The following is a 12,476-nucleotide window of genomic DNA, read 5'->3' as shown; positions in this document are numbered from 1 at the left end:
GGGGTGCTCCTAGCGTTGCCTTGACTTCGTTGTCGAGGAGGAGGATTCCCGATGGTTTCTGTTCTGCGCTGGGTCGGTACCGCTGTCTCCGCGGTCGCGGTACCGCTGCTGGCGGCGAGCCCGGCGCTGGCCGACGTCACCCCACCGGTCTCGGTCGACGCCGACCACCACGTCAACTTCGGCGGTGGCATCAACGCGGCCAACAACTGGAACTTCACCGCCGCGTCGGTCTGCTTCCAGGAACTCGCCGTGGTCCCCGTCGGCGGCGCCTGGAACGGCGTCCAGACCAACCACTGCGTCAACGGCAACGTCCTCGACCACAGCGGCCAGTAGCGCCCCACCGTCTTTGGTGCCCCCACGCACCGACGACGGTGTGGTCGCACCCGCAGTTCAGCGCGTGATGGTCCGCACGAACTCCGCCGGGTCGCCGGTGCGGGGGCGGTCGCTGACCTGGCCGTCGCCCAGTTCGACCACCCGCCACGCGCCGTCCTCGCGCTGGGCGAGGTCGACGGTGGCGAAGGGCAGGGCGAGACCGGCCACCAGGGGGGTGAGCGCGGCCAGGTCCGGGCCCGGCTCGTGCCGGTCGTCGGGGGTGTCGGGGTGGGGGCCGACCAGGCGGCACTCGCCGCCCACCCACCAGGTGCGCACCTCGGCGGAGGTGAACCGCTCGAAGCGGCGCAGCACGAAGCCGCCGGTGAAGTCGTCGTCGCGCAGTTCGCGGAAGCGGGTTGCCACCGCCCACGCGCCCTCCACATCGGTCACGTCGGGGACGTAGGCGGCTTCGTGCCAGTAGTGCTTCATCGACTTGGTGTAGTCCCGCAGCACCGCTGCTCCGGAGCCCAACGCCGCCAGGGCGCGCTCGAACGCCTCCCGCGCGTCCCCCTCGGTCCATACCGACTCCGGCGTGACCTCCTCCAGCGCCGAGTACCACCCAGGCAGCTCATGCGCCTGCTTGTACTGCTCCGCGGTCGTGCGCAGGATGACACCGCGGTGCCGCAGCGCCTCGTCGAACGCCGCGTACCGCTCGCTGCGCAGCATCCACCCCCGGTAGACGGCCTCGCCCTCCCCGCGGACCCGCCGCACACCGTCGTCGGCGCCACCGCCGCGCTGCAACGCGTCGTGGTCGACGTGGGCGACCTCCAGCCCGGCGTCGCGAGCGGCCTCGGCCTCGGCGGCGAAGTGCTCGTCGACCCGGCGGGGGTTCAGGACGTCGCAGGGCAGCAGGATCATCACCCCGGCATGGTGCCCGACCCGCGCCCACCAGCGGCGCAGGCCCGGCCGTGTCACCCGGGGAAATTGAGCACGATGTACTCGTACTCCCCGCCGTCGACCACGTCGTCGTGGTCGTTGTCGCGCCAGGCCACGACGTAGAGGTCCCTGTGCAGTTCGGTCAGCGGCACGAGGGATGCCTCCGACACCTCGTACACCCCGGTGGGGAACTGGGTCAGCGTGGTGTCCTGGGGCAGGTCGATCCGCGAGTAGTAGACGCTCGCCTTGCGGTTGCCGATGTCGCCCGCGCGCTGGCCCCCGATGGCGTTGAAGAGCCCGTCGTGGGAGACGTAGAGCGTCGCGCTGCCCTGCTCGCTGTCGACGTGCCCCTTCCCGGGCAGGAACGCCGCCCCGTCGACCGGCGCGTTCGTGTCGGCGCCCTCGACGACGTGGAACCCGCTGTCGTCCTCCCGCACGTCCAGCGCGAGCAGGTCCTCCTCGGCCAGTTCCGGGAACCGCACCTCGAACGGCCCGGAGCCCAGGTCCACCGTCACCCGCGGCACCAGCCCCTCCGCGCCCACGCTGGTGTCGTGCAACACCGCCGCCTTGTCGCCCTGCCAGAACGACAACCCCAAGTCCGGCGTGCGGCGCAGGTCCGAGACGGCCGCCTCGTCCGGCGACGCGGGGATCGCGACGATCGCCACCACCAGCGCCGCCACCGCCACCGCGGCGCTGAACGCGGCCACGACCCCGTTCATCGACAACCACCACGCCGCGCTCACCCACGGCCGCGGCCCAGGAGGCCCTTTGCGCTGCTTCACCACACCGCCTCGCACATCTGCCGAGTCCCCGAACCGCCGCACATCCCACCAGCCCGCCCACACCCGCACGGACGGTTCCGCGATCATCACCCGATCAGCGCAACTGGCCCCGGTGACGTGACCGGGGAACCCGCGTGCGGAGCCTCAGCGCCACCGCAAGCAGCGGACCCACCGCCAGCAGGACGGCCAGGGCGGCGTAGCCGAAGGCCAGCGCGGAGACGGTCGCGACGCCGGCCACGAGCAGGGGCCCGCCCGCGTCCCCCAGTTCCCGGCCCAGCTCAGCGGACCCCATCGTCTGCCCCATGCGCTCCTCGGGGGTCGCGGCGGCCAGCGCGGCGAAGCCCAGCGGCGTGATCAACCCCGTGCCCACCCCGATGAGCGCGGCAGCCACCAGGACGCCCACCACCCCGGGCACCACCGCGGCACCCACCCCGGCGGCGGTGACCCCCAACCCCACCAGCAACCCGGTGCGCGTGGACAGCCTGCCCGCGTCCAGCGCGCGGCCCGCCCGCGGTTGCACGGCCGCGGCCGCGGCGGCCAGGACCGAGACCGCCGCGCCGGTGGCGATCGTGCCGAGACCGGCCGCGGCCCCCGAGACGGGGAGGAAACCCACGCCCACGGACAGCGCGGCCGTCGCCGCGGCGAGCGCCGCCGTTGGCACGAGGAACGAGCGGTCAGCCAACCGACGCGCGAGGTCCGCCACCGTCTGCCGCTTGCGCGGCAACGGCGGCACCCCCGGGACAGCGGCAGCGGCCCACACCGCGACGCCCGCCGCGCACAACGCCATCACGGTGAACAACAACCGCAACCCGCCCGCCCACACCAACACGCCCCCGAGCAACGGCCCCAACGTGTAGCCGATCGACTTGTGGAACCCGTACCCGCCGAAGGCGCTCCCGCGCTGGGCCGCCGGGCTGAGCCGCGCGACCATCGCCGAAGCGGACGGCGAGAAGGCCGACGCCGCCGCACCTTGCCCCAACCGCGCCGCCCACAGCCACCCGGGGCTGTCCGCGACGGCGTACAACGCGGACGCCGCGGCGAAGGCGGCGAGCCCACCCAGCAGCACCGGCTTGGCCCCCACCCGGTCGGCCAGGCTGCCGAACACCGGTTTGAGCAGCACCTCGGCGCCGTCGTACAGGGCGAGCAGCCCGCCGAGCACCAGCAGCGAGGTCACCGCCCCCTCGGCGGACCCGCCCAGGTTCGCCGCGATCCCGTGCGCCCCGAACGCGGTCGTGAACCCCGCCGCGTACAGCGGCCACATGCCCCGCCCCGCCCCACCCGCCACGACCCGCCCTCCCCGCTCGACCGCCCCGACCATCCCACCAACGATCGGCCGCCCGCACCAGGGAGCGCGTGGCCCGGCACCGCGCCGGGCCACGCGCTCAGGCGCTCAGAGGCGGGTGACGGTCAGGGTGAACGTCGCCGTGCCGGTCTTGCCGTCGCTGGACGTGGCCTTGACGGTGATGGGGTAGGTGCCCGTCGGGGTCTGGCCGCTGGTGATGACGGTGATGTTGCTCGACGCGCCCTGGGCGATGGTGGTGGGCTGGAACCACACCTGGGTGCCGGTGGGGGCGCCGGTCTGCGACAGGGTGAGGGAGCCGGTGCCCCCGGTGGCGGTCAGGGTGGTGGTGAGGATCCCGCCCTGCCAGGTCGAGCCGGAGGCGGGGCTCAGGGTGACCCGGACGTCCGGGGTGGGGGTGCTGCCCTCGACGGTGAGGGAGACCGTGGTGGTGGCCGTCTTGCCGCTCTGGTCGGTGCCGACGACGGTGACGGTGGAGGTGCCGGAGGGGGCCGACGCGCTCGCCGTGAAGGTCAGCTTGGCGTTGGCGCCCGCGGTGATGCTGGCGGGCTGGAACGCGGCCTGCACACCGGTCGGCAGGCCGGTGGCCGAGAGCGCCAGGGTGCCGGACCCGGTGCTGGTGATGGTCGTGGACGTGGACGCGCCCGCGGCCACCTTGGCCGTGGCGGGGGAGGCGCCGAGGGTGAAGTCACCGGGCTGCGGGGTGCCGCCGCCGGTGGTGGTGAGGGTGAACCTGCCCGTGGCGGTGGCGCCGGAGGCGGTCTTGGCGGTGACGGTGATCTCCGAGGTGCCGTTGGTGGCGGTGGTGGCCACGTCGAAGGTCAGCTTCGCGGAGCCGCCGGTGGTGACGGACGTGGGTTGCAGCACCGCCTTGACCCCCGCGGGCAGGCCCGAGGCGGTCAGCGTCGCGGACTCGGGGCCACCGGGGCCCGCGGTGGTGTTCACCGCCACCGACAGCGAGCGGCCCGCGGCCACCGACCCGCTGGCGGGGGCGACGGCGACGCCGAGCTCACCCGCGGGCGGCTCCTGGCTGCCGACCTCCTGGCGCACCCAGTCGCCCATGTCGTTGGTGAGCCTGCCGTAGATGCTGTACCAGCGGAAGTCCGAGCGGCTCCAGGACGCGACCCCCACGATCGTGCCGCCGATGACCAGCGGGCCGCCGGAGTCGCCGGGCAGGATCGTGGTGCTGCCGTCGCCGTAGCCCGCGCAGATCATGGTCGCGGGGGAGAAGCCCGCGCCCACCCCGGTGCAGCGGCTCGCGCCGTCCACGATGGGCAGGGTCGCCTTGTCCAGGGTGACGTCCTTGGCCGCGTCGTCGACGTCCTTCTTGCCGTAGCCGTAGCCCACGCCGCTCTTGCCCGGGGTGGCCAGGCCGCTGTCGGCGGAGGTGGCGACCTTGGGGTAGGCGGCGCCGCCCTTGAGCCGGATGTCGCGGTCGACGGTCACCACCGCCACGTCGTAGCCCTGGTCGAAGTTGACGTACTTCGGGTGCTTCTTGTACTCCACCACGGACGCGGCGAACCCGGACCCGGCGCCGCCCTGGTAGGCGGCGAGGTCGTCGAGGCCGTAGACGAACTTCTTCTCCCCGGCGATGTCGGCGCAGTGCGCGGCGATGAGGATCTTGCGGGGGGCGACGACGGTGCCGGTGCAGGTCTGGCCCTCCGGGCGGGTGCCGCCTGCCCGGATCCCCGCGATGATGCCGGGGAACTCGTCGACGGTGGCGTTCTGGCCGTTGTAGAACGACGGCCGCGCGTCGCCGCTGCGGGTGGGGGTGGTGTCACCCTCGAAGGTGGCGGCGCGGGCGTTGGGCGCCGCGGTGGCCGCGGGGGCGAGGGGGACGCTCACCGCCGCCGAGGCCAGCAGGAGGGCGAGGACGCCCCCGGCGCGTGCGAGGTGTCTCATGGTGGTTCCTCTCGGGTGGTGCTGTCGGGGGCTGGTCAGAAGGTGAGGGACCAGGCGTCGATGACGCCGGTGTCGAAGCGGTAGACGTCGGTGGCGCGCAGCCGCCAGGTGCCCGCGCGGGTCTCGGCGGAGGCGTCCACGGTGAAGGTCTGGTGGATGCCGGTGGCCGCGCCGATGCCGCCGGGCTGGTGCAGCGCGAAGGCGCGCCCGGACGGTCCGACGAGCTCGACCCGCAGGTCGGCGGTGTAGGTGTGGGCGATGTCGACCTGCACCTTCGTGGTCGCGGTGGCGTTGCCGGTGCAGCCGGACAGCGGGATGTCGGAGGTGACCGCGGTCCCGGCGTCGGGGATGGCGACGTCGGCGGTGGTGCTGCCGCCGTCGCAGCCGGGGGTGGGCGACCCGGTGGCGAAGGCGGTGTTGAGCAGCTTGTTCGGCGAGCCGGAGCCGGGGTTGGTGACCTTGCCGGAGCTCGCCCCGCCGACGAGGGCGTCGCGCACCTGCTGCGGGCCCGCACCGGTGTTGGCGGAGAGGTAGAGGGCGGCGGTGCCGGTGACGTGCGGGGCCGCCATGGACGTGCCGGACATGGTCACCCCGCCGGTGCCGGACAGCCCCACCGAGGTGATGCCGTCGCCGGGGGCGAACAGGTCCGAGCACGTGCCGTAGTTGGAGAAGGAGGCGCGGGCGTCGTTGCGGCTGGTGGCGTTGACGGTGATGACGTCGGCGATGTTCGCCGGGCCGGTGGCGCACGCGTCGGCGGAGCTGTTGCCCGACGCCGCGACGAACTGCACGCCCGAGCGCAGCAGGCCCGCGATGGCGTCGTCACCGATGTCGGCGTTGTCGAAGGTCCACGAGGCGTTGACCACCGCGGGCTTCACCGCGTTGCGGGTGACCCACTCGACCGCCTGCACGCCCGCGGAGTCGGGGCCGTTCTGCGTGCAGTTCGTGCCGAGCATGCGCACCGAGACCAGCTTGGCCTTCTTCGCCACGCCCCAGGTCTTCGACCCGATCGTGCCCGCGACGTGGGTGCCGTGCCCGGTGCAGTCGCTGCCGTTCTGGCCGTCGCCGATGAAGTCCGCGCCGACGGTGGCGCGGTCCTCGAACTCCGCCTGGGTGGTCTTGACGCCGGTGTCGGTGACGTAGACGGTGACGTTGCCCGCCGCGCCGGAGGGGTAGCTGTAGCGGGAGTCCAGCGGCAGGTCCGCCTGGTCGACGCGGTCCAGGCCCCACGTGGCCCCGGTCTGCACGTCGGCGGCGCGGGCGGTGCCGTCCTGGTACACCCGCTTGACGAACGGGTCGGCCGCCAGGGCGCGGGCCTCCCCGTCGGTGAGGTCCTTGGCGATGAAGCCCTGCATGGACGCGGTGAGCACCGCGCTCGCGGTACCCCCGTACTTCGCGGCCAGCGACGTCGCCTGCGACTGCACGGCGGACGCCGTCGCGAGCGGCTTGAGGGTGACGACGAAGCTGCCCGGCACCGGGTGGCGCGCGGGGACGAAGTCGGCGGCCGGTGCTGCGGCGGCCTGCGGCGCCGTCACCAGCGCGGCGGCGAGGGCGACCAGGGTCACCAGGGGCGGCAGGGATTTCACGGTTCGTCCTCCCGGGACGGTGGCGGGCGGCCCCGCCCCGGCGAGGTCAGCGGGGCGGGGCCGGTCGGGGTGGGGGCTGCTCGCGAATACGATTGGCCTTGCGGCGGGGGCGTTCAATCCGGGTATCGTTAGGTAGCCGTACGCAGAAAACGTTCCGCCCGCGCATTCCCATTTTCCCAGTGCTTTCCCGGTTCCCGGTGGGGAAGCGGATCGAGGAGGGCTGGTGGCCGTGCCCCCGACCGACCAGCGCGGGCGCGCGGGCAGGCTCGTCGGCCGGGCGGGGGAGCGGGCCGCGCTGCTGGCCGCGCTGGACCCCAGCCCCGCGGTGGTGCTGCTGGAGGGCGAGGCCGGGATCGGCAAGAGCAGGCTGGTCGCGGAGGTGCTGGCCGCGGGCTCGCCCGCCGCGCTGCCCCTGGTGGGCGTGTGCGCGCAGGTGGGGGAGCCGTTCCCGTACGGCGCGGTGCTGGAGTCGTTGCGCGACACCGGGCCCGCGCTCGCGCGGTGCGGGCCGCTCAACCCGGTGACGGGGGCGCTCGCCCCGCTGCTGCCGGAGATCGCCGCGCACCTGCCCCCGCCGCCACCGCCCACCGGGGACGCCCGCGCCGACCGGCACCGGGTGTTCCGCGGGGTGCGCGCACTGCTCGCCGCGCTGGGCGAGGTGCTCCTGGTGATCGAGGACCTGCAGTGGGCCGACGACGGAACCCGCGCCCTGGTGCGGTTCCTCCTCGGCGACCCGCCACCGGGCCTGCGCGTGCTGCTGTCGTACCGGCGCGAGCACGCGCGCTCCTGCCCGCCGCTGGGAACCGGTTTCCGCCCTGCTCCAGGGATGGCGAGCGCGCACATCCCCGTGCCCCCGCTCGACGTGGACGACACGCGCGCGCTCACCGAGTCGGTGCTCGGCGGTGCCGCGGTGTCGGCCGCGTTCGCCGCGAAGCTGCACGAGCGCACGGCCGGGATCCCGTTCGTCATCGAGGAGACCCTGCGCGCGCTGCGCGACCCGCACGGCGCCGTGCACGCCGACAGCGACGCCGCCCACCGGTTGCTCGACGCCGCCGGGGTGCCCCTGCTGCTGCGCGACGGGATGGCCGAGCGGCTGGCCCGACTGCCGGTCACCGCGGCCCGCCTGGCGCACGCCGCCGCCGTCCTGGGCGTGCCCGCGCCTGCCGAGCTGCTGGGCACGCTCGCGGGCGTGCCGGACCCCCGGCTGGGCGAGGCGGTGTCGCACGCCCTCGACGGCGGTGTCCTGTGCGAGGTGGGCGCGGGCCGCTACGGCTTCCGGCACGCCCTGGCGCGCGCCGCCGCCTACGACACCCTCCCCGCACCGGACCGCGTCCACCTGCACACCCGGGCGATCACGATGCTCTCCGCCGTCGACCCGCCCCCGCTGGTGCAGCTGGCCGAGCACAGCGAGCGGGCGGGCCTCGACGAGCAGTGGCTGCACTACGCCGAGGCCGCCGCCGACCGGGCCATCGAGCTCAGCGACGCCCCCGTCGCCACCGCCCTGCTCCAGCGCCTGCTGCGCGCCCCCGCGCTGCCCGCCGAGCACGTCGACCGGCTCGCGCTCAAGCTCGGCACCGTCGCCTTCCTCGGCCTCGACCAGCGCGCGCCCGTCGAGCTGCTGGAGCGGCTGCTCGACAACGCGCGGCTGTCCGCCGCCGCCCGCGGCGAGGTGCGGCTGTACCTGGGGCTGCTCCTGCTGCGCGCCGACGGCGGCCTGCCCGCCGCGCGCGCCCAGACCGAGCGCGCCGTGGCCGAGGTGGCCGCGACCCGGCCCGACCTGGCCGCGCGCGGCATCGCCGTGCTCGCCCAGCCCTACCACGGCACCGTGCCGCTGGCCCAGGTGCGGCCGTGGATCGACCGGACCGAGCGGATCCGGGCGGCCACCACCGACCGCGAGCAGTGGCTGTGGCTCACCGCCAACCAGCTCGGGGCCAGGGCGCACCTGGGCGAGGTGGCGGTGCTGGCCGAGCTCGACCGGCTGCCCGACTCCGGCGCCACCACCGGCGAGCAGCGCCAGATCGCCCGCTGCCGGTGCAACGCCGCCGACGCCGCCGCCTACACCGGGCACCTGCGCGTCGCCGACGACCTGCTGCGCCCCGGGCTGTCCTCGGCCACCGACGCGGGCGCGGCGTTCGTGGCCTCGACCGCCCTGGCCACCCGGGCCCGCCTGGACTGGCTCACCGGCGCCTGGGCGGGGCTGGCCGAGCGCACCGCCGACCAGTTCGACGAGTACGCCGACCTGTTCCCGGTGGCCAGCGAGTTCGCCCTCGTCCTGGGCTGCCTCGCCGCCGCCCGGGGCGCGTGGGCCGAGGCCGCCGGGTGGTTCGACCGCACCGGCGCGCACACCCCGCGCACGGCGATCGCGCAGGTCGCGGTGGCGGGCTGCGCGGGGTTGGCCAGGGTGGCCCTGCACCAGGCCGACCCGGTCCGGGCCGCGGCCATCGCCGGGGCCGGGGTCGCCGTGCTGCGCACCAAGGGCATCTGGTCGTGGTCGGGGGAGATCGCCACCACCGCCGTCGCGGCGCTGCTGGAGACCGGCGGCCCGGCCGCCGACCTGGTGGCCGAGATCGGCGACGGCCTGGCGGGCCGCGACACCCCGCTGGCCGACGCCGCCCTGGCCGAGTGCCGGGGGCGCCTCGCCGAGCACGACGGCGACGTGGGCGGCGCCGTGGCGCACTACCGCGAGGCCGAGCGGCGCTACGCCGAACTGCCCGCCCCCTACCTCGCCGCCCTGGCCGCCGAACGGGCCGCCCTGTGCCTGCTCCCCACCGACCACGACGCCGCCACCGCCCTGCTGCGCGAGCGGGCCGGGGTCCTCGACGCGCTCGGCGCCACCCACGACGCCGCCCGCTTCCGCCACCACCTGCGCGTCACCGGGACCGGCGCCCTCCCCGGCCGGGGCAGGCGCGGCTACGGCAACGAGCTGTCCCCGCGCGAACTGGACGTGGCGGGCCTGCTGGCCGCCGGGCGCACCAACCGGGAGATCGCGGAGGTGCTGTTCCTCTCGCCCCGCACCGTCGAGCAGCATGTGGCCCGGGTGCTGCGCAAACTCGGGCTGCGCTCGCGCTGGGAAGTGTCCGAAGTCGACCTCGCGGGGGGCGGTCCGGCGCACCGGTGACCCCGGGGAGTGGTTTCCAGCCCCCCGGGCACGGGTACCAGGGGGCATGGGCGCACCGACGGCAGCTGTCAGCCCGTCGACCGCCGAAGCGGCGCGGCGAGGATCGCACCCGCCACCCGCGGGGCACCGCCGCGGCCACCACCCGACACCCGCGACCGAGGAGTCGACATCAAAGCACTGACCTGGCAGGGCAACGCGAACGTCGAGGTCACCGAGGTCCCCGACCCGCGGATCGAGCATCCCACCGACGCCGTCATCAAGGTGACCTCCACCGCCATCTGCGGCTCCGACCTGCACCTCTACGGGGTGCTGGGCCCGTACCTGTCCCCGGGCGACGTGCTCGGCCACGAGGCGATGGGCATCGTCGAGGAGGTCGGGCCCGAGGCCGCGGGCCACCTGTCGGTGGGGGACCGCGTGGTGGTGCCGTTCAACATCTCCTGCGGGCACTGCTGGATGTGCGGCCGCGGGCTGTTCGCCCAGTGCGAGACCACCCAGGTGCGCGCGGAGGGCAAGGGCGCCACCCTGTTCGGCTACACGTCCCTGTACGGGTCCGTCCCAGGTGGACAGGCGGAGTACCTGCGCGTCCCGCAGGCGCAGTTCGGGCCGATCAAGATCCCCGACGGCACCCCGGACGAGCAGTTCCTGTTCCTGTCGGACATCCTGCCGACGGCGTGGCAGGCGGTCCGCTACGCCGACGTCCCGCCTGGTGGTTCGGTCGCCGTGCTGGGCCTCGGACCGGTCGGGCAGTTCGCCGTCCGCATCGCCAAGCACCTCGGCGCGGGCCGGGTCATCGGTGTCGACCGCGTCCCCGAGCGCTTGGCCCTCGCCGCCCGCTACGGCGCCGAGACGGTGAACCTCGACGAGGTCGACGACGTCGCCGCCACCCTGATCGACCTGGTGGACGGTCGCGGCCCGGACGCCACGATCGATGCGGTCGGCATGGAGGCGCACGGTGGTCGGCTGGTGGCCTTGGCGCAGCGCGCGACCGGGCTGCTCCCGGACGCGATCGCGCAGAAGGTGACCGACAAGCTCGCCGTTGACCGGCTCGACGCCCTGCACGCCGCGATCAAGGGCGTGCGGCGCGGCGGCACCGTGTCGGTGTCCGGTGTGTACGGTGGCGAGGTCGACGCGATGCCGATGATGGAGATGTTCGACCGCGGCATCCAGCTGCGCATGGGCCAAGCGCACGTGCGCCGGTGGACCGACGAGATCCTGCCGCTGGTGCTCGACCCCGCCGACCCGCTCGGCACCCTCGACCTGACCACCCACCACCTGCCGCTCAGCGACGCGGCGTGGGGCTACGAGATGTTCCGCGAGAAGCGTGACGGCTGCGTCAAGGTGGTGCTGAACCCGTGACCGGCCGGGTCGTGCTCGTCGTCGGGGCCAGCAGCGGCATCGGGCTGGCCTCCGCGACGGCCTTCGCCGCCCGCGGCGACCACCTCGTCCTCGTCTCCCGCAGCGCCGACGCCCTCGCCGCGGCGGCGACGGCGTGCCGGGCTGCCGGTCCGGGTGAGGTGGACGTCATCGCGGACGACATCGCGGACCCGGCCGCGGCCAAGCGCATCGTCTCGCGCGTCCTCGACCGCCACCACCGCGTGGACGTCGTCGTGCACACCGCCACCGTGATGGGTTACGGCACGGTGGAGGAGATGCCCGCCGACGTGTTCACCACGATCGTGGACACGGCCGTGCACGGGACCCTGCACCTCGCCAGGGCGGTGCTCCCGGTCATGCGCCGCAACCGCAAGGGCACGTTCATCGGCGTGAACTCCCTGCTCGGCTCCGTCACCGTCCCCCGGATGGGCGCCTACGCCACCGCCAAGTGGGGCCAGCGCGCCGTGCTGCGCACCCTCCAGCAGGAGACCCGCGACGCCCCCGGCGTCAACGTCTGCATCGTCAGCCCCGGCAGCATCAACACCCCGATCTACTACCAGGCCGCGAACTACACCGGTCGCGGCGCACGCCCCCCGTGGCCCGTCCTCGCCCCGGAACGCGTCGCCGCCGCCGTCGTCCGACTGGCCGACCACCCGCGCGGCAACGTCTCGGTGCCGGTCGGCCCGGGCAACCCGCTGATCATCACCGGTTTCCGGCTGCTGCCGTTCCTCTACGACCGCATCGTGGCACCGCTGTTCCGCCTGGCCGCGCTGACCAGCGACCGGGAGCAGCCCTCCACGGGCAACGTGAACAAGCCCGTCCCCGCCGAGGAACGCGTCCACGGCCGCTGGCCCGAACCCGCCCCCGGCTCCGACCCCGCGCGCCAAGGCACGCGAGGGGAGCAGGGGCTCCAGGACTAGCCGGGGCGCTGTCAGCGCTCGCGGCGAGCCGGGGTGACCTCACCCGGCAGGGCGAGCTGGAAGGCCGCGTACACCAGGACCATGCCCGCGACCACGGCGACGCCCGCCTGGCTCAGCACCAGCCCGAGCACCACCAGCAGCGCGCCGAGACCGACCATGACCAGAACGCTCTTCTGCACGTCGAAACACCCCTCGTGACCCAGACCCCGACGGTCTGCCCGTGGTGTATCGCCGCAGACCCACCCGGCG

The 12,476-nt window shown here is 74.7% G+C and carries 10 protein-coding genes; 4 read left to right on the top strand and 6 right to left on the bottom strand.

The window, feature by feature from the left end; genetic code table 11:
• Window positions 1-51: 51 nt before the first annotated feature.
• Complete coding sequence (locus BJP25_RS11760; RefSeq protein ID WP_075974908.1) at window positions 52-333, top strand: hypothetical protein; 282 nt, start codon at window positions 52-54, stop codon at window positions 331-333.
• Between the two features lie 57 nt (window positions 334-390).
• On the opposite strand, the gene BJP25_RS11755 is transcribed toward BJP25_RS11760, so the two are convergent.
• From BJP25_RS11755 to BJP25_RS11735, 5 genes are all read right to left on the bottom strand, one after another.
• Window positions 391-1,287, bottom strand: a complete 897-nt coding sequence (locus BJP25_RS11755; protein ID WP_233158030.1) for an ATP-grasp domain-containing protein — start codon at window positions 1,285-1,287, stop codon at window positions 391-393.
• Window positions 1,284-1,967, bottom strand: a complete 684-nt coding sequence (locus BJP25_RS34120; RefSeq protein WP_075974906.1) for a hypothetical protein — start codon at window positions 1,965-1,967, stop codon at window positions 1,284-1,286. Before BJP25_RS34120 ends, BJP25_RS11755 begins: the two co-directional genes overlap by 4 nt.
• A 157-nt stretch (window positions 1,968-2,124) precedes the next feature.
• Entirely contained in the window at window positions 2,125-3,348 is a 1,224-nt protein-coding gene (locus tag BJP25_RS11745) for an MFS transporter (protein WP_233158029.1), read from the bottom strand.
• Window positions 3,349-3,420: 72 nt separating this feature from the next.
• Window positions 3,421-5,232, bottom strand: coding sequence for a trypsin-like serine protease (locus tag BJP25_RS11740; protein ID WP_075974904.1), 1,812 nt, complete (start codon window positions 5,230-5,232; stop codon window positions 3,421-3,423).
• Window positions 5,233-5,267: 35 nt separating this feature from the next.
• Window positions 5,268-6,815, bottom strand: a complete 1,548-nt coding sequence (locus BJP25_RS11735) for a S8 family serine peptidase (RefSeq protein WP_075974903.1) — start codon at window positions 6,813-6,815, stop codon at window positions 5,268-5,270.
• Between the two features lie 223 nt (window positions 6,816-7,038).
• On the opposite strand from BJP25_RS11735, the gene BJP25_RS11730 reads away from it, so the two are divergent.
• From BJP25_RS11730 to BJP25_RS11720, 3 genes are all read left to right on the top strand, one after another.
• The gene (locus tag BJP25_RS11730; protein WP_233158028.1) at window positions 7,039-9,933 is read left to right on the top strand and encodes an ATP-binding protein; all 2,895 of its coding nucleotides are present in this window, start codon (window positions 7,039-7,041) and stop codon (window positions 9,931-9,933) included.
• Between the two features lie 168 nt (window positions 9,934-10,101).
• Window positions 10,102-11,289 (top strand): zinc-dependent alcohol dehydrogenase, encoded by a 1,188-nt coding sequence (locus BJP25_RS11725; RefSeq protein WP_075975079.1) that lies wholly within the window; start codon window positions 10,102-10,104, stop codon window positions 11,287-11,289.
• Window positions 11,286-12,227, top strand: a complete 942-nt coding sequence (locus BJP25_RS11720) for an SDR family NAD(P)-dependent oxidoreductase (RefSeq protein ID WP_075974902.1) — start codon at window positions 11,286-11,288, stop codon at window positions 12,225-12,227. Before BJP25_RS11725 ends, BJP25_RS11720 begins: the two co-directional genes overlap by 4 nt.
• Window positions 12,228-12,238: 11 nt before the next feature.
• Here BJP25_RS11720 and BJP25_RS34115 read toward each other — a convergent pair whose 3' ends face one another.
• Complete coding sequence (locus BJP25_RS34115; protein WP_158075640.1) at window positions 12,239-12,406, bottom strand: hypothetical protein; 168 nt, start codon at window positions 12,404-12,406, stop codon at window positions 12,239-12,241.
• Between the last annotated feature and the right edge of the window lie 70 nt (window positions 12,407-12,476).

Source organism: Actinokineospora bangkokensis (genome assembly GCF_001940455.1).
GTDB lineage: Bacteria > Actinomycetota > Actinomycetes > Mycobacteriales > Pseudonocardiaceae > Actinokineospora > Actinokineospora bangkokensis.
This window is presented reverse-complemented; position numbering and strand designations above follow the sequence as displayed.

Coding starts and splice junctions, on each gene's coding strand:
- BJP25_RS11760 (WP_075974908.1), top strand. CDS start 52: ATGGTTTCTGTTCTGCGCTGGGTCGGTACCGCTGTCTCCGCGGTCGCG.
- BJP25_RS34120 (WP_075974906.1), bottom strand. CDS start 1,967: ATGAACGGGGTCGTGGCCGCGTTCAGCGCCGCGGTGGCGGTGGCGGCG.
- BJP25_RS11745 (WP_233158029.1), bottom strand. CDS start 3,348: ATGGTCGGGGCGGTCGAGCGGGGAGGGCGGGTCGTGGCGGGTGGGGCG.
- BJP25_RS11740 (WP_075974904.1), bottom strand. CDS start 5,232: ATGAGACACCTCGCACGCGCCGGGGGCGTCCTCGCCCTCCTGCTGGCC.